16 protein-coding genes are annotated in these 23,421 nt (G+C 58.2%); 8 read left to right on the forward strand and 8 right to left on the reverse strand.

Translation table 11 applies throughout. The annotated features are described in order from the left end of the window. Positions 1–210: 210 nt before the first annotated feature. From HY298_26805 to HY298_26820, 4 genes are read right to left on the reverse strand one after another with little or no spacing between them, the layout of a single operon-like run. Complete coding sequence (locus HY298_26805; GenBank protein ID MBI3853852.1) at positions 211–4,101, reverse strand: ATP-binding protein; 3,891 nt, start codon at positions 4,099–4,101, stop codon at positions 211–213. Next, on the reverse strand, positions 4,094–4,306 hold the full coding sequence (locus HY298_26810) for a hypothetical protein (protein MBI3853853.1): 213 nt from the start codon (positions 4,304–4,306) through the stop codon (positions 4,094–4,096). The genes HY298_26805 and HY298_26810 overlap by 8 nt, the downstream gene beginning before the upstream one ends. Further along, the gene (locus tag HY298_26815; protein MBI3853854.1) at positions 4,303–4,866 is read right to left on the reverse strand and encodes a hypothetical protein; all 564 of its coding nucleotides are present in this window, start codon (positions 4,864–4,866) and stop codon (positions 4,303–4,305) included. The genes HY298_26810 and HY298_26815 overlap by 4 nt, the downstream gene beginning before the upstream one ends. Before the next feature lie 4 nt (positions 4,867–4,870). Continuing rightward, entirely contained in the window at positions 4,871–5,143 is a 273-nt protein-coding gene (locus HY298_26820; GenBank protein ID MBI3853855.1) for a WXG100 family type VII secretion target, read from the reverse strand. Positions 5,144–5,318: 175 nt separating this feature from the next. Between HY298_26820 and HY298_26825 the strand changes: the two genes are divergently transcribed. The 3 genes from HY298_26825 to HY298_26835 are packed head-to-tail and all read left to right on the forward strand — an operon-like array spanning position 5,319 to position 7,205. After that, the gene (locus tag HY298_26825) at positions 5,319–6,185 is read left to right on the forward strand and encodes a prohibitin family protein (protein MBI3853856.1); all 867 of its coding nucleotides are present in this window, start codon (positions 5,319–5,321) and stop codon (positions 6,183–6,185) included. 4 nt (positions 6,186–6,189) lie between these two features. After that, a complete protein-coding gene (locus tag HY298_26830; GenBank protein ID MBI3853857.1) occupies positions 6,190–7,011 on the forward strand; it encodes a prohibitin family protein in 822 nt (273 codons plus the stop codon). Further along, entirely contained in the window at positions 7,008–7,205 is a 198-nt protein-coding gene (locus HY298_26835; protein MBI3853858.1) for a hypothetical protein, read from the forward strand. The genes HY298_26830 and HY298_26835 overlap by 4 nt, the downstream gene beginning before the upstream one ends. Before the next feature lie 55 nt (positions 7,206–7,260). Here the strand turns inward: HY298_26835 and HY298_26840 are convergent, their stop codons facing one another. The 3 genes from HY298_26840 to mutS all read right to left on the reverse strand — a co-directional run bounded on the left by HY298_26840 (position 7,261) and on the right by mutS (position 12,310). Next, entirely contained in the window at positions 7,261–8,115 is an 855-nt protein-coding gene (locus HY298_26840) for a hypothetical protein (GenBank protein ID MBI3853859.1), read from the reverse strand. 189 nt (positions 8,116–8,304) lie between these two features. Then, positions 8,305–9,462 carry a trypsin-like peptidase domain-containing protein gene (locus tag HY298_26845; GenBank protein MBI3853860.1) on the reverse strand — a complete coding sequence of 386 codons (1,158 nt, stop codon included), beginning with the start codon at positions 9,460–9,462 and terminating at the stop codon, positions 8,305–8,307. A gap of 73 nt (positions 9,463–9,535) precedes the next feature. Beyond that, a complete protein-coding gene (gene mutS / locus HY298_26850; GenBank protein ID MBI3853861.1) occupies positions 9,536–12,310 on the reverse strand; it encodes a DNA mismatch repair protein MutS in 2,775 nt (924 codons plus the stop codon). A 108-nt stretch (positions 12,311–12,418) separates the two neighbouring features. Here mutS and HY298_26855 point away from each other — a divergent pair, with 108 nt between their 5' ends. The 5 genes from HY298_26855 (at position 12,419) to HY298_26875 (ending at position 22,311) form a co-directional block, all read left to right on the forward strand. Next, the gene (locus HY298_26855) at positions 12,419–18,637 is read left to right on the forward strand and encodes a LysM peptidoglycan-binding domain-containing protein (protein MBI3853862.1); all 6,219 of its coding nucleotides are present in this window, start codon (positions 12,419–12,421) and stop codon (positions 18,635–18,637) included. A gap of 225 nt (positions 18,638–18,862) precedes the next feature. Next, positions 18,863–19,807 carry a hypothetical protein gene (locus tag HY298_26860; protein MBI3853863.1) on the forward strand — a complete coding sequence of 315 codons (945 nt, stop codon included), beginning with the start codon at positions 18,863–18,865 and terminating at the stop codon, positions 19,805–19,807. Positions 19,808–19,867: 60 nt separating this feature from the next. Next, positions 19,868–20,464, forward strand: coding sequence for a MotA/TolQ/ExbB proton channel family protein (locus HY298_26865; GenBank protein ID MBI3853864.1), 597 nt, complete (start codon positions 19,868–19,870; stop codon positions 20,462–20,464). Between the two features lie 2 nt (positions 20,465–20,466). Beyond that, positions 20,467–20,892, forward strand: coding sequence for a biopolymer transporter ExbD (locus tag HY298_26870; protein MBI3853865.1), 426 nt, complete (start codon positions 20,467–20,469; stop codon positions 20,890–20,892). Between the two features lie 264 nt (positions 20,893–21,156). Next, the gene (locus tag HY298_26875; GenBank protein MBI3853866.1) at positions 21,157–22,311 is read left to right on the forward strand and encodes a hypothetical protein; all 1,155 of its coding nucleotides are present in this window, start codon (positions 21,157–21,159) and stop codon (positions 22,309–22,311) included. A 36-nt stretch (positions 22,312–22,347) separates the two neighbouring features. Here HY298_26875 and HY298_26880 read toward each other — a convergent pair whose 3' ends face one another. After that, positions 22,348–23,352, reverse strand: a complete 1,005-nt coding sequence (locus HY298_26880) for an aspartate-semialdehyde dehydrogenase (GenBank protein ID MBI3853867.1) — start codon at positions 23,350–23,352, stop codon at positions 22,348–22,350. Positions 23,353–23,421: the final 69 nt, after the last annotated feature.

Consider the following 23,421-nt stretch of genomic DNA (forward strand, 5'->3'; position numbering starts at 1 on the left):
CAAGCCTGCACCTGCACGCAACTTGAACATAAACAGCGCCGGTGGCACTGGTGTCCGGGCTGCGGACGAATATCGGAAACATTCTCCTCGTACCAATCGGCCCGGCGGAGTTTCAGGCCCCCCCAACCTGCCGGCGCTTTCGAGGAACCATTGTGCTCGTGGCCGTGGCGAGAATTTCGAGGCGAGATGGGAGGAGAGAGGCGATGGCAGTTAGCCAACCAGCCGCGCCAGATTCTTGCCGGTTTCATCAATCCAACCATTCTCCGGCAGCGCGTAGGGACGGAACATTTCGAGGTGGCCTTCCTGCTCGTTAAAGAAGATCGCGCGATGGAGGCCGAGGTTGTTCGCCTTCGGCGAGTCGATGAGCACCGCCGAATCATTGGCGCTCATCTGGAAGAGAACCCGCATTTCGAATTCGCTCAGAGCTTTCCGGCTGAGGAAGCGGTTTACATTGTTGACAGTGTCGCTGGTGCAGATGACGTGAAAGCCCAGACTCGTTCCTTCGCAAATGAGTTTGTTGAAAATGATGCCGGGATTCGGACCACCACCTGCATCGTCGGTCGAAATGCCGAAGTCCTCTTCATGGCGCAGCTTCTTGAACCGTTGCAGGTCGTGGATGAACAGGTAGATCGCCGGCGCTTTGGCGGCGTATTCGGGATCGCCGCGCTTTTCCATTTCCTGCGCGAGACCGGTCATGATCTCATCAACCTCCGCGTTACCAGCGAAAGAGATTTCGTGCGGGATGGCGTGAACAACTTTATCAAGGAAGCGCCGATGCGGCGAATCCGGCGGGTCACTGTCGAAGAGAATGAAACGGGCGCTCCCGCGCGGATGTTGCGCCGCCAGCGAAACGAGTGAGACGGCCAGCAGAGCGAGCGCAGCTTCGTCGCGTTGGCCGACGATGAGGAGGTTGTTCCCGCTTTGCCGTTTGAACGTCGCTTCGGTCGGGCCTTTGATGGAGTTGGGCGCGCCGAGCCAGGCGCGCGGCGCAGCCACCGGTTTGATGGACTCGCCTTCCAACAAGCGGCGGAGCGCGTCGTTCTCCTCAACATGCGCAGGCGCGTTCCCTTCGAAGACGATGGGAGCCGGGTGCGCCTTCGCATCCCGATCGGCGCGATGGCGCACCTTGTCCAGATAAGTCTCGCGCACCTCGTCTGGCAACCAGACGATTTGGAAGGGGCTGTTGCCTTCGAGAGTGCCGGCGGTGTCGTTGTAGATGGCTTCGCCGGGACGTGAGAGGAGGCGCGGCGCGCCGTTGTTCTCGTCCATGATGAGGTAGGCGTCGGCTTCATTACACTGGAGCGCAATGCGGACGACCATTTGACCGAGGGTGGCGCGCGCGAGCGTGTAAGCGCCGCCGAGCGTCTGCGATCCGAGCAGCACGTGGATGCCGAACGCGCGGCCTTGCCGGACGATCCGGTCGAGCAGCAGCGCCGCCGTTTGCGAAACGCGATCATCCTCGACGAAGAATTCCTGGAATTCGTCGATGAGGAGGAGCGTCCGGGGAATCGGCTCGGTGCCGCCCGCTTTCTTGTAGCCCGCGATGTCTTGAACGCTGAGTTTCCGAAACAAATCCCCACGGCGTTTTAATTCTTCGTCCACCCGCTGAAGCACGCTCAATCCAAACTCACGGTCGCTCTCGATGGCGACGACCCGCGCGTGCGGAAGACGGCTCGTTGCGTAGCACTTGAACTCGACGCCCTTCTTGAAGTCCACCAGATAAAACTCGACCTGATCGGGACTGCACCACAACGCGAGGTTGGTGATCATCACGTGGAACAACGTGGATTTGCCTGACCCGGTCTTGCCGGCGATGAGCGCGTGCTGTCGCGTGCCCTTGCCGAGGGCGAGGTATTGCAATTTGGTCGCCCCGGTGCGGCCAATCGGAACGCGGATTTCGGTCGTTGTGTCCTCACTCCAGAGTTGAGATTCGGGTGGAGCGACTTCGGCAAACGGCATTTCCACGCGGTTGGAATCGATGCTCGCGCGGCCAACTTTGTGAAGGAACTCCGTTGCCAACACCGCGCTGGGTGGCAAATCAAGACGCAAAGTCGTTCCATCGAGTGGCTGACCGGCCAACGTGAACTCATTACCTTTCGCCTGAATGCACACACTGCTCTTGCGGAGTTCCTCCGGCACAAACTCCGTCGGCGCGAGCTTCCGTTGGTCCCAATGGATCAAGGTATAAACACCGCAGCGCGGACCGCTGACCGCGATGCTGAGGAGACGTTTGGCCGCCACCTCGCTGAAGTTCGTCGGAAAATCCGCGACGACGAGGAAATGAAATTTCTCCGCGATGCGGCCCGCCTGCTCGTTGTATTCCGCGATGGTTGCGTATTCGTTGCGGAGATACATCTGCGTGACCTTCTCGATGTGCTCGTTCAGGTTCGCGAGTTGTTGCTCAATCTGGTCGGTCTTGGTCCAGATGCGGCCATTGATGAGACGGTCCTCGTAATCCGCGAGATGCATGATGCCCGCGAAGTTCTGGCCGAGTTCCAAGGGGTCGAGGATGGAAAAGTTCACGCGACCCGGTGGCGCGACCGAAAGGAGGCGCAGGATAATGTTGTTGAGCGCTGTAATCACTTGTTCACGGCCTGAGTTCTTGGTCTCGAACAGCAGCGAACCTTGCTCTGGAAACGTGAGCAGCAATGGGAGATTGAAATTTGTCGGGCCGGGAATCGTGAGATGCTTGTTTCGCGGAAAGGTCTCGGTGAGCTTGGTCACGTCCACGTCCAACCTGCCGAATTTCACCGCGTGAGCGAACTCCGACGGCGGATTCCAATCCTTCCACGAAGCCGAACTCCACTCCGGGAAAAGCTTTTCGGAGATGGACTGTGCCGCGCTGATGGCCTCGAAGATGGGTTGAAGCTTTCCCTTCCATTCAGCTTCCAACGTCTGCCAATGGATTTCGTATTTCGCTCCGAGCTGTTGCTCCTGCTCCTTCTGGCGGCTCTCGAATTCACGCTTCCGGGTTTCGGCGGCCTGCTTCACAGCGGCGACACGGCCCGGTTGCTCGCGTTCCAAAAGCGCGAGCCTGGCGGCGCGAAGTTCCTCGTTCTTGTCCAAAGCGCGTTTCGCTTTCGTGTCGATTTTGATGGTCGCCTCCGCCCGCAACTCCGCGGCACGCCTCACGTTTTGTTTCCAATCGGCCTGAAGCGACTGCGTCCGGTCATCGGCTTCCGTTTTGATTCGCTCCATTTCCTGCTGAAGCCCAGTCACGGATTTTTGTTCACAGGCGTCAAACAGTGCTCGCGCCTGAGCGAAAGCCGTGGCGATGGCAGTGGCGCCCGGCGCAATCAGCCGCCGGCTGATGAAGTAAAGAAAAAGAATGACGACCAGACCGGCAGCCGCGCCGAAAGCCGCCGCGCGATCACTGATGGAATCGATTCCGAAATGCTTGAGGGCAGGCACCAGCGCCGTGCCGATCAACAGCATCAGCAGAACGAGAAACCACAGAGGGGAAAAACGAAACAAGAACTGCAGCGGCGACCTTCGAAGCTCTCTCAGCTTGTCCCTGGTTTCGCTGGCGCGCGCGCGAAAGAGTTCCAAGAGCCGATTGTGGTCTTGAGCAAGATCGACCTCCGGCGTTCTCGATAGCATCCGGCGAAATTTACCGTATCCGCGAACGGCACTTCGTACGCGCCGTTCAAGGACGACCAAAGACTCGCGCTCAGCGGCGAGTTCATTCGTGAACGCTTCGAACGCCGCTTCGGTTTCCTGCAAGCTCGGTTCCAGGCCGCGGTCGGTTTGCAGGAGATCGCGTTGGACCTCGAACGTCCGCCTTCCCTGCTCGCTCTCAATCTGCTCCAGCCGGCGTTGCTTTGTCGCCTTGTGGATCTGGCTGATCCAGGATTTTCGCTGGTCGAAGCGGGATTGGATTCTCTGCGTCTCGGCTTGGAAGAACTCATCGGCTTTGGCAAGTTCCGCTGCGGACACCGCCTGGCGCTCCTCGGCGGTTTGCTTGAGACGCTGACGGAGTCTCGCGCTCTCAGTGGAAAACTCACGATTGAGTTTCTCCTCCCGGTCAGCGAAATCGCGGATCGTCGTCTTCAAACTGTTCAACTGTTCGAGCGTCTTCGCTACGCTGGCATGGCTACTCACAGTCACTCCTGACCTTGTTCATGGTTTTCTCGAGTTCCTGAATGCTGCTGACGGTCCTGTTCACGCCCGACAGCAGTTCATCCATGAATCTCTGCTCAAACTCCTGACTCTTCGCGTCGCGCCAGGAATATTTTGTCTGCGCCCATTTGCTCAACAACTCCTTGGTGAGCGCCTCGAGCCTACCTTTGTTGGCGGCCATGCTCATGATTTGCGTGCCTCGGTCTCTGGCGTGACTGTGGCGCCCGTTGTGCCCGATTCTTGGGGCACAGTTTTCGCGGACAACGTTTCGGGCGGCGACAAATCCGCATAATCACCCAGCGTCCGGATCGCCTGAGTCAGATAGACGACCGCCTTGCCCATGTGGACGGCCAGCACATCGCGCAGTTTATCCACGTCTTTGGCCAGCGGCTGCACGCGATTGTCGTAATGCCGGTTCCATTTTTTCACGAGATCCAATTTTGCCTGCGCCTCGTTGAGCGCGCGTTTGGCCTTGAGGACGGCCATGTTCTCGGCTTGGGTTGCTTCCCGCAAACTGGACATTCTGGCGCTGAACAACTCGTGTTGCTTCTCCTGAAGTTTTCGGGTGCGACGTTGCGTTTCATGCTGCCAATGTCCAAGCCGGTCATCCTCAATCCAGAGTCGCGTGCGCTGGACATCGCCGCTGATTTCATCGAGGACGCGCATCGCGTTCGCCAGATAAACGATGAGGCTGCTACGGAAGGACTCCAGCGCTTCGATGGAAGTGACTTTGGCTTTTTCCGGCATGGCATCAACGCTGTTTCAGGTAATCCTCGATGCGTTGGGCTTTGCGCAACAGGTAGGGCGTGTGTTGATTGGAAACCTCCACGAACTTCTTCAGCGCCTTGATCGTGTTCTTGAATTCGTCGGAGAACTTGGCGTGCTCCTGGTCCTGCCAGGTGTCACCCAACGCGGCGAACCGCGCCTGCAGCGAAGCGATGCGGTTTTGCACGTCGAGGTTGAAGCGCTTCAGTTCCTCGGCGAATCGCCGCACTTCCTCCGGGTCCATGATTGCCTGTGCCATATTGCCTTTGGTTTATGCGTTGTTCTGAATCAACCTACCAAACGGAAATGCCTCTATCAAACTCCAATCACCAGACCCCTCACAATGCACAATGGGTGTCGAACAGGGAAAGCCGGAATTGTTTGCTTGTTTCACCTGCCCTTGCAGCTAAAGTCGCTTCAACTAGAAACGGATTATGAGTCCACAGGGCGTCATGCGGTTAATCGGCGTCGCTATCCTGATTTTTTGCATCGTCATTATGGCAGCCTCAGGCACGTACGTCGTGCATCCAGGTTATCGTGGCGTGCAGGTGACAATGGGGAAGGTTTCACCCGCCTTCAAACCCGACGGCTTCGGACTCAAGTCGCCGTTCATCACCACGATTCATCCAATTTCCATCCGCCAACAGACCGCCGAGGACAAGGCGGAATGTTATTCGTCCGACCTGCAGCAGATTCAGATCGAACTGCGCGTGCTGTTTCGCATTCCCGAAAGCTCCGTGGTGAAGTTGTTCCAGGAGTATTACGGCGAGCCGTTCGACAGTCTCGTCGCGCCGCGGGTGCATGAGGCGGTCAAGGAGGTAACCGCGTTGGAGAGCGCGGAGCAAATCGTAAAGAACCGCGAGCAAATCAAAACGCGCGCGCTCGAGCTTGCCCGAAAGAAGGTCGGCACGCTGCTGGTCATCGAGGACATCGTCATCCAAAACATCGCACTCACGAAGGAACTCGAACAAGCGATCGAAGCCAAGATGGTACAGGAACAGGACGCCTCGAAGTCGAAGTATCTCCAGCAGCGCGCGCAGATCGAAGCCGATACCTCCGTCATCAAGGCCAAAGGCGAAGCCGAGTCCATCCGCATCCGCGGCCAGGCGTTGAAGGAGAATCCAACTTACATCGATTTGCAGATCGTGGACAAATGGGACGGCCTCACTCCGTTGATCATCGGCGGCAGCGATAATTTCGTGCTCCCGTTGCAGGACCTCGAACGCCTCCGCGAATTAAAGCGCAATGCCAACACCCCGAAATCCGCGCCCGCCGCCGGGCGGCGCCCGAACCCCCGCTAACGCCATGAACCCCTCGTTCCTGCCTAAGATTATCGGCGCCGGGGTGCTGGTGTTCGTGCTAATCATTGCGAGTGCCACCACCACTTATGTCGTCCAACCGGGGACGCGCGGCATCAAGGTCACGCTCGGCAAGGCGGCGGACCAGTTCCTGCCAGAAGGGTTTGGGTTCAAAGCGCCGTTCATCACGATGATCGTGCCGGTGAACGTCCGGCAAAAGACGCAGTCCGTTCGCGCCGAATGTTTTTCGTCCGACTTGCAACAGGTCATCCTTGATTTACGCGTGCTTTATCGCGTGCCGGAGGCGTCGGTCGTGCAGATTTACAAGCAATTTGCCGGGGACCCGTTCGACAGCCTTATCGCGCCGCGTGTGCAGGAGGCGCTCAAGGAAGTTACTGCGCTGCTGACGGCCGAGGAAATCGTCAAGAGCCGCGAGGAAATCAAACAGAAGGCGCTCGCGGCAGCGAAACAGAAAATCGGCGTCATGCTGACGGTGGAGGATATCGTCATCCGCAACATTGAGCTTTCCAAGGAACTGGAACACGCCATTGAGGCGAAGATGGTGGCCGAACAACAGGCCGCGCAGGCGCGCTTCACGCAATTGCAGACGCAAGTGGAAGCCGAGACCGCGGTCATCAGCGCGCGCGGCGAAGGGGAAGCGATCAAGGTGCGCGGCGAAGCGCTCAAGTTAAACCCGGCCTTCCTGCGACTGAAGATTGTCGAGCGCTGGGACGGCAAATCACCACTGGTTGTCCCTGCGGACGTGAACAACACCGGGGCCGCGCTGTTGCTGCCGCTTGGCCCGGCGGAAAAACCGTCCCCACCATGAACCCACGAACGCGAGCGGCTTTGCAGATTGGCTTATTGCTTGCGGTGGTGGTCGCGTTGGTGTTGCTGTTTCCGCGGGCGTATTCGTTTGTCGAGATGGCCGCGCGCGAGTTGCGTTATTTCTGGTGGCTCATTCTGCTGGTGGCGCTGGCGATTTGGCTCATTTGGGGAATTGGCCGCAAGCCCAAACAATGATTAAGTTGGAGGAGAGCAGTTCCCGCTGTGGATGTCCTTTGCAGCCAGAGGTTGACTAAAGCCGCAATGGCGCGGCGTTTGGCGAGAGAAAATTCCGCAAGGCGAACAGTTCCCAGGCGAACGGCACATAACCGCCATAACCGAGCAGCGGCATTTGAAAGATGTGCAGATAATTTACGCCGGGCGTGTGATAAATCCATTTCGGGTAGGAGAAATAATTCCACATTTCCCAGAAGAAACCGCATATAAGCGCGCCCACCGACAGCGCGATGACGGGTCGCCAATCGCCGTCTTGGAGCCGCGTGAAGAGATGCCGGCGACCCAGCGCGATGTTGAGCGGTTCGAGGATCAGGAACACCGCGCCCCATACCAGCGGATAAAAATATTTCGGCCAAACCAGCGTCAACGCGAGCATGGCCAGACCCGCCAGAAAAAGTCCGAAAGTGAACGCGCGCGTGGGCACGAGACGTGGGCCGTTGACGAACCGCTGCGTCCAACGAAAAGTCCGCACCAGTTCCGCGGTTTCAAACACCGCGGGCATCACGGTCGAAAACGAGATGGTGCACAATATGAAATACTCGAAGCCGTTGAAAACCGCGCGGCCGAGGTATTCCCAGTTTCGGGTGCGCTGGTTGATCCATTCAAACAACCACCATGCCGGCGCCGAGGTGACGAACAACCAGATGAAATCGCGTCGCGAACGAGTGAGGATCGACGTGCCACTGCGCAAGAGGACCAATGCATCGACCACCAGAATGTAGCCGAGCCAGAGCGGGAAAAAGAAAAACGAACTGCGCATGGTGTCGTCTGGCAGCAGCCAGTTCAACGGCCAGAACACCACGATCAGGATCAACCCTGTGCAACCATGTGGCACCCTTGCGACTCCTGCCACATTCTTCAAAGCGTTCACGCCCGATTCATACCACAGGATTCAAGCGTGTGACAAATGGGAGAGATTCCGCGAGCAATGCAACTGCCCGCATCGCGCCCATGCACCATGCAGGACAAGTTTATGTTGCATATGCAACATGAACTTGTCCAAGCACCCAGGGGATTAAGTTGCATCGCCGTGACGTTGCGACGACGAACAATGGGTTCCTCAACTGGATGGCTTCGGCTCGGGCTTGGGCTTGGTCTTCGTGCCTTTGAATGGATTGGGGCGCTCCGGAAAGAACTTCGCACAAATCTCTTCGAACGTGCGGTCGAGCACGCCGTCTTCCGAACTGAACATGTTGTCGCCGTACTGGCCGGCTTTCAGCACCCACTCCCCTTTCTTCAGGTCGTAGAATTCGATGTGAAACACGCGAAATCGAAACCACACATCCCAGATGCTGGCATAGACGTAGCGACACAGGAGCGCTGGTTGTTTCAAGTCCGCCTCTTCGACGATCCCGCCGCGCACCAATGCGAGCGAGGCTTTGGCCTCCTCGAACCCGCTCTTTTGGTTTTCCGCGGCGGCTGGCAGCGTGATGTTCGCAGTAGCAAGAAACTCGTGGATGGGGCCGGCTTTGATGGCGAAGTTGACGTTTTGCGGGAGGTTGCCGCCCGTGCGCGCAAGGACGTTCATCGGGTTTAGGGTGGCGGCGACGATCCCAATCGCTTCTCCGCGCTCGTTCAAAAGCGGCGCGCCGCTGCTGCCGGGTTGGACTTCTGCCGAGACCTGGAGTTGCTTGGGATTGTCCTCCATGCCGACCGTCGAACTGATCAGCCCTTTGTTCAGGCGCGGAGCGGTGCCCAGGACTTCGGCCAGCGGAAATCCCATCGTGTAGGCGTCCTGGCCCATGTGATAGTTCGTGTCAGAGGCGAAGGGCAATGGACGAAACGGGTCGTGTGCGCCGTCCACCGTGATTAACGCAAGGTCAAGATTCGTATCCATCGTCACGACTCGACCAACGTAACGTTTGCTTTGGATCCACACGGTGGCGTTGGTCTGACCTTCCAGCACATGCGCGCAAGTCAGCAGTTGGCCTTCGGGTGTGAGGACGAAACCGCTGCCCTGTGATTCCAACGGCGGGCCGTCTTTCTTCATTTCCACGACCTCAAATCCCGACTGTTTGAGCCGCGACAAAATGCGCGGGTGGACTGAGCGCGGATCGTTTTCAATGGGAGCCAGATATACCTTGCGATACGTCTCCAGCTTTCCCGATGAACGGAGCGTCGCCTTGGGCGCGAAGCAACCGGTCAAGGCAAGCGTGATCAGAGGCAGGAACAACCCACTGCACCACCAGCTCCCCCGCAAAAAGCGCACGCTATTCATCTCCGTTGATTAACTTGGATTCGGTTGACTGATACAAGTGAAAACGCTCTTGTATTTTAAATGCAAAGTTTACTCAGCCAAACAAATCCAACTGCGGCGGCGGGGCGAGTTGCCTGAGCTTGTCGCGGTCTTGCTGGCGGCGTGGGGATTGGCGCACTGTGCCTTCCGGCGTCAGTTCGGACTCCTCGAGATTCACCAAGATTTGTTTCGCACGTTCCAACACGTCTTTCGGTACGCCGGCTAGGCGCGCGACGTGGATGCCGTAGCTCTTGTCCGTGCCGCCTTCGACGATCTTGCGCAGGAACACAATCGAATCGCGCCACTCGCGCACGGCCACGTTGAAGTTTTTCAGCCGCGGCAGACGCTGGGCGAGTTCGGTCAGCTCGTGATAATGCGTCGCGAAGAGCGTCTTCGCACCGACGGCGTTGTGCAGATGCTCGACAATGCTCCAGGCGAGGCTCAGCCCATCGAACGTGCTCGTGCCGCGCCCGATTTCGTCGAGCACGATGAGACTGCGCGGTGTGGCGTTGTTTAAGATGTTCGCCGTCTCGGTCATTTCGACCATGAAGGTGCTTTGCCCGCGCGCGAGGTCGTCGCTCGCGCCAATGCGGGTGAAGATTCGATCCACGAGATCAATCCGCGCTTCCGCCGCCGGCACAAAACTTCCCGTGTGCGCGAGCAACGTGATCAGCGCGACCTGCCGGATATAAGTGGATTTGCCCGCCATGTTCGGCCCGGTGATGAGCGCGATTTGGGGGTAAGGAGTCCCGCCTTTAGGCGGCATCGTGTGACCTACCTCGCCCGCCGAACCGCCTAAAGGCGGAACTCCAAACGCTGTGGCGTTCGCCACCACACCCAATGTCGTATCATTCGGGACGAAGCGCTCCTCCACCAATTGCTGCTCCAAGACCGGATGCCGTCCGTCGAGGATTTGCAACACACCTTCACCGCCAACCTGCGGACGGCAATAGCTATGCAGCCGTGCGGTTTCGGCGAACGACGCCAGCACGTCGAGTTGTGCGAGTGCGGCGGCGCTCTGCTGGATGCGCGCCATCTGCGCCAGTACTTCCTCGCGCACGCGTTGGAAGAGTTCGTATTCCAGCTTCACGCTGCGCTCCTCCGCGCCGAGGATTTTGCCCTCCATCTCCTTCAACTCGGGCGTGATGTAGCGCTCGCCGTTTGCGACGGTCTGCTTGCGGTGGTAATGCGCCGGAACTTTGTCGAGGTTTGCCTTGGTGACTTCAATGTAGTAACCGAAGACGGAATTGAAGCGCACTTTGAGCGACGAAATTCCCGTGGCCGTGATCTCATCCGCCTGCAGCTTGGCGATCCAATCCTTGCCGCCGCGTTGGGCGTTCCGTAATTCGTCGAGATTCGTGTCGAAGCCGTCGCGAATCATACCGCCTTCCTTCACCGCCAGCGGCGGCTCGTCCACGATGGCGTGCCCAATCAACTCCACGAGGTCGGGCGCTTCGGTCAGTTGAGCGTTCAATTCTTCAACCAAGTTGGCGGGGTGAGCGTCCTTCAATTCGTCCGTAGCAGCCGACGTAAGGAGGCTCTGACTTTCATCCTTCAGAGTGAGCCTCCTTACGTCGGCTGCTACGAGATCATTGAGGATTCGCTTCACCGCCGGAATCTGCTCCAGCGCCATGCGTAACGCCACGAGATCACGGGCGTTGCCACTGCCAGAACTGAGCCGGCCAACGGTGCGCTCCAGATCACGAACGCTCGTGAGCTGCGCGCGGCAAGCGTCCAGCCCCGGGGTGTTTTCGATGAACGTCTGCACGGCTTCCTGCCGGCGGCGGATCGGTTCAACGGCGGCGAGCGGTTGCGAAAGCCAACTACGCAACAACCGCGCGCCCATCGGCGTGAGCGTCTTGTTCAGCGCGCCATAAAGCGATGAGTTACGCGGAGCGTCATGATGGAGCGGTTCGAGAATTTCCAGATGCCGCAACGTGGTGTAATCGAGTGCAAGAAAATCGCTGCGATGATAAAACGAAAGCCGCGTGAGATGCTTCACGTCGCGACGCAAATTCTGCGCGAGGTAATGCAACGCCCCGCCCGCCGCGCCAATGGCGGCGGTGCGATCCTTCAGCCCGAAGCCGTCGAGCGACGCGACCTTGAAATGCTCGCGCACCGTGTAAAGCGCAGTCTCGGGCGCGAACGTCCAGTCGTCGTAGTCGCTCACGATCCAGCCAAAGTTGGATTTGGAAGTGACGAACCCCTCACCCGGCTTCGCCACCCTCTCCCCATCCGATGGGGAGAGGGACGGGGTGAGGGACTGCGCATTTCGTCCTCGCAACAAATCACCTACCGCGCTTGCCTCACCTGGATAAATAATTTCCGCCGGGCGCAGCCGTTCCAGTTCCGCGAGCAGCGCGGCGTCGGATTCCAGTTCCGTCGTCAGGAAATCGCCGGTGGTTAAATCCACCAGCGCGAGGCCGAAGATTTTTCCGTTCGGATACACGGCGGCAAGAAAGTTGTTGCGTTCAGCGGCAAGCAGCCGCTCGTCGAAATGCGTTCCCGGACTGAGGATTTGGGTGACTTCGCGTTTGACGAGCTTGCCGGGTTTCGCGTCCTCGGTTTGATCGCAAATGGCGACCTTCCGTCCGGCTTTGAGGATGCGCGCGATGTAACCGTTGGCCGCGTGAAACGGCAGACCGCACATCGGGACGCCGTTGCGCGCAGTGAGCGAGAGGTTGAGCAACTGCGAGCCGTCCTTGGCGTCCTCGAAAAACATTTCGTAGAAATCGCCGAGGCGGAACAAGAGCAGCGCGTCCTTGGGCAGTTCGCTCTTGATGCGGCGATACTGCGCCATCATGGGAGTGAGTTGTGCTTCGGCGGACATCGGCAGGAACGTTAGTCGCGAATCGTTTTCAGGTCGAAAGGAAATTTCTCGCTACGTCAAGCTGGCGGGAGCATTTTTGCGCCAACGCCGTCCAACGGGAAGGACATTATGAAATTGCTGACATCTGTTGCTCTTGGCCTGTTGCTCTGGCTTAAAACATTCGCCGCGCCACCGCCGGAATACGAATCGCTCAAGACCAACGCGGAGAAGCTCTACGCCGACGGTTCTTTCGCCAAGGCACATGATCTTTACGCCACCGTCAACTTCACGAATCTCCCGCCCGCCGAATCGCGCTGGGTGAGCTTTCGTCTGGCCGACACGCAATGGCGTTCGCAAGCCACGACCCAAACCGCTGACACTACCAAGCTCGACCAAGCGCGGCAGGAGTTGGAGAAACTCGTGCGCGACGTGCAGCGCACGGAAGACAAAGACCGCGTATGGGTGGAGGTGCAGGAGTCACTCGGCGACTTTTGGTGGACGCGGCGCAATCAACAGAATTGGGGCGCGGCGTGGCCGTATTACCAGCAGGCGCTGGATTGGTGGGCGGGCACAGTGGACATCGAACTGGCGCGGGAGCGTTACTTGAGAATCATCTGGCGCATCGCGTCGCCGCCCGGTCGTGAGCGCTACTACCAATACGGCAATTATGGCAACTACCTCCCGATGCCTGTACTGGAAAACGTCCTCAAAATTTCGCAGACCGACAACGACCAGGCCCACACGCATTACCTCATCGCCATGACCATCCGCAACCAAGGCGGCGACTGGGAGCAGCGCGCCCGCGTGCCGGAGCATTTCGAGGCCGCGCTCAAGATCGGCAAGACGACCGACTGGTATGACGACGCGCTCTACAATTACGCCGAGTGGATGATGAACCAGGGGCGGGTCATTCCGCTCAAGGACGGCAACTGGTCTTCGCAGCCGGATTACGTCAAGGCGCTGGAACTGTTTCGCCGGTTAGTGGGGGAGTTCGCCAAAGGCGAAACGCGCTTCTGGGAACAGGCGCAGGCGCAAATCAAGAGCATCACCGATCCGCAACTTGGCCTGAGCGTCGGTAACATCTTCCTGCCGGACTCGGAAATTCAATACTACCTGAATTGGCGCAACGTGAAGCGTATCGACCTCGCGCTCTATCCAGTGGAATTGAATCGCGACGTGCAGCTTTCGGGACAGGACGAGCGCCGCAGTGACTGGTTGCATTCCATCGACCTCACCAAAGTGGAAAAAATCAAGTCGTGGTCATTCGATGCTCGTAGCCGCGGACGTCAGTCCGCGCAAACTAAAGAATCGGAAAGTCAGCGCCGACTGACGTCGGCGGCTACGACCGAAGACGACTACACGCCCGGCAGCGGCACGCGCCGCTACGACGCCAAGCTGCGTCCCGGCGCTTACGTCATCGAAGCGAAGGCGGGCAACCTGAGCGCGCGCGACCTCATCCTCGTCACCGACGCCGCGCTCGTGCTGAAAACTTCCGGCAAACAGGCGCTCGTTTATTTGTGCAACGCGCTCAACAGCGCACCCATCGCCAACGGCAAGGTGAAGCTCTGGGAGCGCTGGCACGACGGCAGGACGTGGCAGGCCAAACAAACCGAAAAGCCGTTGAACAATGAAGGCATCGCGGTCTTCGACTTGTCGCGTCCGGCGAACAATAATCTGGAACTATTTGCCAGCGCCATCAGCCACGACCGCCAGGCGTTCAGCACGGGTAACAGCTATTGGAATCGTGGCGAGTCCGAGCCGTGGAAGATTTACGCCTTTACCGACCGGCCCGCGTATCGCCCGAAGGAAACCGTGCAGTGGAAGTTCATTGCCCGGCGTTACAACGGCTCGGTTTATTCCACGCCCAGCGACGCGACCATCGAATTTGAAATCACCGACCCGCGTGGTGTCAAAGTGAAGGCCGACAAGGCGAAGCTCAACACTTTCGGCAGCGCGTGGGGTACGCTCGAACTCACCGAGCAAATGCCGCTGGCTGAGTATCGCGTGCAGTTTTGGGATGACGGCCGCAAACACGGCATCGGCAACGCGACGCTGTTCCGTCTTGAAGAATACAAACTGCCGGAGTTCAAGGTGTCCGTGAAGACGCCCGAAGAAAATGGGCAGCGCAAGGCGTTTCGTCTCGGCGAAAAAGTCGAGGTGACGATCCAGGCGGACTATTATTTCGGCGGCGCGGTGGCGAACGCAAACGTTGAAGTGCTCGTTCACCAAAATCCATTTTGGCAGACGTGGCATCCGCGCCGCGACTACGAGTGGTTTTACGCAGACATGGACGAAGGTGGAGGTCGTGGCCGCTTCAGTCGCAACTTCGGCGGCGGCCAGATCATCAAGCGCGAAACACTCAAGACCGACGCCACCGGCAAGGCCACGCTCACCTTCGACACGCCGCGCGACCAGGGCGATCTGGATTATCGCATCGAGGCGCGCGTCACAGACGCCTCGCGGCGCGAGATACTCGGCAGCGGCAACGTGCGCGTCACCCGCCAGCGTTATTACGTTTATGCGCAGCCGGAGCACAATCTCTATAAACCGCAGGATAAGGCGCGCGTGGAGCTCAAGGCGCTCGATGCAAACGAGCAGCCGGTGCAGGCCGAGGGCACGGTCAAGGTCACGCGCGATTACTGGTGGGAAATCTGGCTCGACCCGGCGGGCAAGGAAGTGAAGGGCGACGAGTTGAAGGCGCTGCAAAGTAAAGGCGCGTTCCCGCCTCCGTCGAAGCCGGGCGATTCGCCGTGGCGCGTGAAGTTCCGCGGTTATCAGCACGACGACATTCTCACGCAACCGCTTAAGACCGACACAAACGGCGTGGCGGAACTCAGCTTCACGCCGGAGCGCGAGGGCTACTATCGCGTTGCGTGGTTGAGTGAGGACGTTGTTCCGAATCGTCCGCCGCAGCCGATTCGAGCGGAGACAACCGTCTGGGTTGCGAACAACGCCACCACCGAGTTGGGTTATCGCCACGGCGGCGTGCAGATCATCGCGGACAAGGAGACGTTCCGCGTTGGCCACCGCGCGCCGGTGATGCTCGTCACGCCCACGAACGACCGTTACGTGCTCTTCAGCGTCGAGGGCGAGGACCTTTACAGCTATCAACTCGTGCATGTCACCGGCACGGTGAAGCTCGTCGAACTGGACATCGCCGAGAAGCATGTGCCCAATATTTTCCTGAGCGCCGCGCTCGTGAACGAACGGCAGATTTTCATCGACACGAAGCAAATCGTCGTGCCGCCGACGAAACACTTCCTCACTGTTGATGTGAAGCCCGACCGCGCGCAATATCAGCCGCGTGAGGACGGGACATTCACGGTGACGACGCGCGACCATGAGGGCAAGCCCGTGCCGGCGGAAGTCGCGTTCAGCCTCGTGGATGAGTCGGTGTTCTACATCCAGAGCGACTACGCGAGTGATCCGCGCCAATTTTTCTTTGGCACGAAGCGTGGTCACCAAATTCAGACCCAGAGCACCATGAACCACAAGACTTACGCCAAGCTCATCGAGTGGGAGAACGAGCAGTTGATCGACGAGCAGGACAAGGAGCGGATGGAGCAGCAGAAAAGGCAGGCGGGCTTCCGCGAGGAAGGGCAGTTCCAAAACTTCGATGAGCGAAGGAAGGATGCTTACCAAGTCGATCGAAACGTCTTCGGATTGGCGGTGAACGCGCCGGCCCCCGGTGCAGCAACGGGGTCAGGTGGAGCGCGTGTTGCGACCAAAGCTTTCATGGCAGATGCTTCAACGCTTAGTGTAACCCGCGAACTCGAGGCTAAGGAAATGCCCGCACAACTAACACCGCCAGGTCAAGAACCCGCCGTGACTGTTCGCTCGGATTTCCGTTCGACGATTCTCTGGCAGCCGGATGTCGCTACGGATCAGAACGGCCAGGCGACGGTGAAGGTCAAATATCCCGACTCGCTGACGGGTTGGAAGGCCACCGCGCGCGTCGCGTCGTCAGGAAATCAATTCGGCATCGCCGATGCCACCACGCGCACCAAGCAACCGCTCATCGTCCGTCTGCAAGCGCCGCGTTTCTTTGTGGTCGGTGATTTCGTCGTCATTTCCGCGGTGATTAACAACAACACGGATCAGCCGATGAAGGTGCAGTTGAACCTGGATGCTGCCGGTGTGGACGTCACGGGTTTATTCGAGAACGGGCAGCCGGTAAAAGGCGAGCTTGGACCACGCGAAGTTCCCGCCAACAGCGAGGCGCGGCAAGACTGGTATGTTCATGTCAGCAGGCCAGGGCCGGTGAAACTGAAGGTTACCGGACGCGGTGGCAAATATGCCGACGCGATGGAGAAAACCTACTTCGCCTACGAGCACGGCATCGAAAAATTCGTTTCCAAATCCGGCAAGGTGCGCGGGAACGACATCACCGTGAAGCTCGATTTGCCGAAGGAACGCAAACCAGCCTCCACTTCGCTCGTTGTGCAAGTCACGCCGAGCATGGCCGTGACGATGCTCGACGCGTTGCCGTATTTGATTGATTACCCCTACGGCTGCACCGAACAAACGATGAGTCGCTTCCTGCCCGCCGCCATCACCGCCAAGACGCTCCGCGACCTCGGCCTGCAACCCGAAGACGTGATGAGCCGCGTCTTCGGCGGCATCGAGACCAACTCCGCCGCTGCCACGCAGCCGAAAGGCAAAAAGGATTTGCAGAAGCTCGACGACATGGTGAAGGCCGGCCTGGAACGGCTCTACGACTTCCAACACGCCGACGGTGGCTGGGGTTGGTGGAAACAAGGCGACAGCGATCACTGGATGACGGCTTACGTCGTATGGGGACTTACGCTCGCGAAAGACTCCGGCATCAAACTCAAGGACGGCGTCCTCGAACGCGGTGTCAGCTTCCTCGACAAGACGCTGGTCGAAGAAGAGGAGAACTACGACATGCAAGCTTGGATGCTCCACGCGGTCGCGGTGAACCACGCATCAGGGAAGAAAACGCAGCCATCGCAATTTCAGACCAAAGCCTTCGACAACCTTTGGACGAACCGTGAAAAACTAAACGCCTACACGCGCGCCTTGTTCGCCCTCGCCGCGCATCATTTCGGCAAGGCCGGCCAAGCCAAGACGCTCATTGCCAATCTGGAGAACGGCGTGAAGCGTGATGAGCGGCCTGATTTGTCCGTGCTGGTTGACGGCAAACCCTCATCTCTCAACTCTCAACTCTCAACAGTCCTGGGCACAGCGCACTGGGGTGAAGACGGGAATTACTGGCGTTGGTCGGATGGCGGCGTGGAGGCAACGGCGTTTGCATTGCGCGCCCTGCTGACGATTGACCCACAGAACAAACTCGTCGAACCCGTCACGAACTGGCTCATCAAGAACCGTCGCGGCGCGCAGTGGAGCAACACCCGCGACACCGCCATCGTCGTGCTGGCGATGAACGATTACCTGCGCGTGAGCGGCGAACTGGAAGGCGAACTGGAATACGAGTTGATCGTGAACAGTAAATCCATCGCAAAGAAGAAAATCAGCGGTGCGGACGTGTTTAATGCGCCGAGCCGGTTCACGATTGATCCGAAGCTCGTCAAGGACGCAAACGAGATTCGCATCAAACGCAAAGGCAGCGACACTCCCGTCTATTTCGCGGTCGAGGGCAAATTCTTCAGCCTGGAAGAACCGATCACGGCCGCAGGCAACGAGATTTTCGTGAAGCGCGAGTATTACAAGCTCGTCGGCCGCCCGACGCTGCTCAAGGGCTACATCTATGACAAAGTCCCGCTGGCGGACGGCGAGAGCGTGAAGAGCGGCGAGCGTGTCGAGACGGTGCTGACCATCGAGGCGAAGAACAACTACGAGTATCTTGTTTTTGAAGACCTCAAGCCGGCGGGCATCGAAGCGGTTGAAATTCGCAGCGGCGAATCGTTGTATGCGCGTGAACTAAAAAGCGGCGCGGTGGATCGCAAGCATGGACCAGCCAGTTCTTCGGCGCAGTCTCCGGTCCAAACCGTAAAAAACGGCGACACACTTTCTCAAATCGCCCGGCGCAGCGGCACGTCCGTGAGCGCAATACAAAAGGCCAATCGTCTGGCAACCGACCGCATCCGCCCCGGCCAGAAACTAATCGTTCCTCCGAAGGGCGCGACGGAATCGAGCGACGACTACACCGACCGCTCGCGTTGGGTTTATCAAGAGTTGCGGGACCGCAAAGTCGCCTTGTTCCTCGACAAGCTGCCGGAAGGCGTCTGGGAAATCCGGTACGATTTCCGCGCCGAAGTGCCGGGAAATTTCCACGCGCTGCCCGTCCTCGGCCACGCGATGTATGTGCCGGAGATTCGGTGCAACGGGGCAGAGTTGCGGATCACCGTGGAAGACGCGAAGCCGTGAGACTGAACCAGCCCCAAGTGAAGATGTTCTCACGCAGGGCAGAGGGGAAAAGGGGAAAATGGGAAAAGGCGAAAGGGAGAAATCGCTGCACGAGTTCGGATCTCCTCTGCTCCTTTTCTCCTTTTCGGTCGGGAAGCAGTGAGAGTCTCCTTACGTCGTCTCCTACGAACCGAGGTAAACAGTTGCCCCCAGGTTCAACCTGCGGCAAAGTATTCAAGCATGTCTATGGCAAGGTCACAGGAAGTCAGTGTTCGCCCGAGCGTGGATCCGTTGGTGTGGGCGTTCGGCATTTCTTTGGCGATTCACCTTCTGTTGTTCGGCACGTTCAAACTGGGGCAACGTTATGATTTGTGGAACAAGAGTATCCTGCCCGCCTGGTTGAAAAAATCGTTGGCCGCGGTCAAGGCCGCGGAAAAAAAACCACCCATCAACCGGGAGCCGCCGCTGTTATTCATTGACGTAAATCCCACCCAGGCTGCCACGGAAGCGCCCAAGGTCGCCAAGTATTATTCCGCATTAAACTCGAAGGCGGCCAATCCCGATTCACAAATTGATTCCAACATTCCTAAAATTTCCGGCAAACAAACCCAGGTGCCCAAAACCGAGGACGTCCCGCGCACCAAACAATTTCCATTGCAACCAACGCCAAAACCGGAATCGGCCGAACCTCGTCCAAAAACCGGTCCGGCGCCCGGCGATCTGGCGTTGGGAAAACCCGCGCCCAAACCCGACCACACCGAGTCACCGGCAACGGAGCGCGAACGGCCGCGCACCCTGGCCGCGGCACACGCGTTGGCGGGTGAAAAAATGAAACAGGAAGGCGGCGTCAGACGGCGGGTGGAAATTTCGTCGGTGGACGCCAAGGCCACGGCGTTCGGCGCGTATGATGCGATGTTCATCGCCGCGGTCCAGAGCCGCTGGTATGGCCTGCTGGACAGCCGGGATTTTGCGCGCGACCGCACGGGCAAGGTGGTTTTGGAATTTCGCTTGAATTACGACGGACGCATCACCGAAATGAAGGAGGTGGACAATGACGTGGGCGAGTTGCTGGGCCTGTTGTGTCAGAAGGCCGTGCTCGATCCGGCACCGTTCGAGAAATGGCCGAGCGACCTGAGACGGCTGGTGGGGGCGGATTACCGTGAAGTCCGGTTTACTTTTTACTATAATTAGGAGACGAATTTTTCTTTTGGTTAAACAACGGACCGTTTTGGTGGTCTATACTATTCAATCATGGAAACATTTTTTTATGCGATGCTGGTGCTGACTTCCTTGGTCGGCGTGACTTTTATTGTGGAACGCGGCTTTGCCCTGCGGTGGCGCAGAGTCGTTCCGCCGGCGATTGAAGCGGCGGTGGAAGGCTGTCAATCGCCGGAAGACATGCACATGCTGCGCTACACCTGTGAACAAAATGCCTCGCCCTTGAGCCGGTTGCTGCTGCTGGCCGCCGACCATTTGCACTGGCCCAAGGCGGAATGTGAGGACGCCGTCCAGACGCGCGCCCGGCATGAGATGGTGCGCTTGGAGCGCGGACTGGTCGTGCTGGAAATTGTCGTGGGTATTGCGCCGCTATTGGGCCTGGTCGGCACGATCTATGGCATGATCACGCTCTTCAGCGGGCTGGGTCAGTCGGGACTGGGCGACAACGCGGCGCTGGCCAAGGGGATCGCCCTCATTCTGAACACGACGCTCGCGGGCCTGCTCATCGCCATTCCCGCGCTCATCGCCTGGAGTTATTACAGCAAGAAAGTGGAAATGCTCGCGGTGGAAATGGAAACGTTGTGCGATGAATTTCTCCGCCGGCAATATCGCCAGCAAATCAAACCCTGACCATGCGCTTCTTCATTCGCAAACGTCACAAGCCGCCCACGGTCATCATCGTGGCGTTGATCGACGTCCTGATCGTGCTGCTGATTTTCTTGATGGTGACAACCACGTTCAAGCAACGACCGGCGCTGAAACTGGCGCTGCCGGAATCCAGCCAGGCCACCAAGACCGGCGCGAATGAAGCGCCGCCGCTGGTGATCGCGATTAACGACAAAGGAAGCTTGGGCCTCGGCGTGGAATCAAGACCGGTTACCATGGACCGATTGAGAGCCGAGTTGCTGGCTGAAGTTGAAAAAAATCCGCAACTCAAGCTTGCCATCAGCGCGGACAAGAATGCGCCGTTCGGTCAGATCGTGAAAGTGATGGATGCCGCCAAGGAAGCGCAGATCAAGAGCGTCAACGCATTTACCAAGGAAGCGGGCAAACCCTAGTCTGCGTCACTTCACCAACTCTTCCGCGATCTGGACGGCGTTGAGGGCGGCGCCTTTGAGGAGTTGATCGCCGCTGACCCAGAACGCCAGGCCGTTGTCCAGTGCGCAATCGAGCCGAAACAGTCAACCAAGCATTTTCATTTCTCCGCAACATGCAATCGTTGCGACCATTCGCGCTCTGCCGGATCAACACGCTCAACACTTTCAGCCAATCTTTGGTAACCGGTTGCAAAATCAAAACGAGTAGTTCAATGTAGTTCACTAATGAACAAACATCTGCTACCGGCTGCGGTTGCTCTTTTCGTGCTGTTCGGCGCTGTTTCCGTCGTTTCTTCTCAGACCTGGATGCAGAACGGCGCGCCGGTTAAGAATTGGGTTACAGTTGCTTCTTCTGCTGATGGAATGAAGTTGATCGCTTCCGATTTCAACACGGTTTATACCTCGACAAACTCGGGAGCGAACTGGTTCTCGAACACAACCCCGGTTTATGCCATGGCCGTGGCCTCTTCAGCAGATGGCAACTACTTGGCCGCAGCAGGCGGTTGGATTTACACTTCAACAAATGGTGGAGTGAACTGGGTTCAGACCAGCAGCCCCTTCCAGAATTGGCAATGTATTGCCTGTTCAGCTGATGGCAGCAAACTGGCGGCCGGTACATTTAGTAAGGGGATTTACACCTCTCTCGATCATGGCGCGACTTGGACATCGAATAGCTTGCCCAACGCCTACTGGAAAGCCATAGCCTCGTCAGCGGACGGGGTGAAGCTAGTCGCAGCGGCGTATGAAGACGAAAACAACCAGCCCGGTACCATTTACGTCTCGACGAATGCGGGAGCAACGTGGATGCAAGCCAGCGTGCCGAGTAATCGATGGTCAGCCGTCACTTCTTCTGCGGATGGACAAAAGCTGATGGCGCTTGGTTTTGATGCGGGGATTCACGTCTCAACAAATGGCGGCGTTAGCTGGACATTGACATCCGCAATCCAAGGCGGACTTTGGAACTATGCAGCTTCTTCGGCGGACGGAAACAAACTCGTCGCCACACATGGCGGCAGCATTTATACATCCCTAGATTCTGGGACAACCTGGATGTTAAATAATGCCCCGTATCTAGATTGGATTGCGGTTGCTTCATCAGCGGACGGAACCAGACTGCAGGCAGCAGTGTACCGCGGCGGGATTTACACTTTGCCAATCGCTCCATTGCCCTCGTTGAACATCGCAGCTGGTGATGGAAACGCGGTGCTCTCATGGCTCGTGCCTTCCACAAATTTCGCCTTGCAGCAGAAGCCGGATTTGAGCACGACGAACTGGGTCGAAGTCACAAATACTCCAATGCTCAACCTCAGCAACCTACAGAACGAAGTTATACTGTCCTTATCAAACGACAGCCGCTTTTTTAGGCTCGCAACTCCGTGAGGCGACCTGACGGCGCCCATGCGTCGCTTTGCCGAATCACTTCACCAACTCTTCAGCGATTTGGACCGCGTTGAGCGCGGCCCCTTTCAGCAGTTGATCGCCGCTGACCCAGAAGGCAAGGCCATTGTCCAGCGCGCAGTCGAGACGGAGACGGCCCACCGCGCAGTTGTACTTCTCTGCGACGTGCAATGGTTGCGGATACTCGTTCTTCGCCGGGTCGTCCACGAGATCGATGCCGGGCGCTCGTTCGAGCAACTCGCGCGCGGCGGGAACGGTCACCGGTTTTTCAAACTCGGCGCTCACGGCCACCGAGTGGGCGCGATAGACCGGCACACGCACGCAAGTCACGCTGGCGCGAAAGGTAGGGTGATGCATGATCTTGCGCCCTTCGTTTTCCATTTTCATTTCTTCCTTCGTGTAACCGGATGGCAGGAAGGAATCGACGTGCGGCAGAACGTTGAACGCGATCTGGTGAGGATACACCTCTTTCGTAACCGGTTGTTTCTTCACCACCTGCTCGACCTGGCGTTCCAGTTCCTCAATCGCTTTGGCGCCGGTGCCGGACACGGCCTGGTAACTCGAAGCAAAAATCCGCTTCACACCGAACGCCCGGTGCAACGGGTAAAGCGCCATGAGTGTGACGGCGGTCGTGCAGTTCGGGTTGGCAATGATGCCCTTGTGCTCCTTCACATCGGCCGCGTTGATTTCGGGAATAACCAGCGGCACCTGGTTGTCCATGCGGAAGGCGCTGGAGTTGTCGATCACCACGCAACCATTCTTCGCCGCGATGGGGGCAAATTCCTTCGAGATGCCGCCGCCGGCGCTGAATAACGCGATGTCGATGCCGGCGAAGGAATCCTTGGTGAGTTCCTTGACGGTGATGTCGTGGCCGCGGAATTTGAGTTTCTTGCCGACGGAACGGGCCGACGCGAGCAACGTCAATTTCCCGACCGGAAAATTGCGTTTCTCCAGCGTCTTGATCATCTCGATGCCGACGGCGCCCGTCGCGCCGACGACCGCCACATGTGGACTCCGATTCATAAAAGGCTGGCCAATATAGCGACTGCGTCCGCCGTGTCAAACCAGTGGAGAGAAAATTAAACGCTATCG

Source organism: Verrucomicrobiota bacterium, from assembly GCA_016200005.1.
In the GTDB taxonomy this organism is placed as follows: domain Bacteria; phylum Verrucomicrobiota; class Verrucomicrobiia; order Limisphaerales; family PALSA-1396; genus PALSA-1396.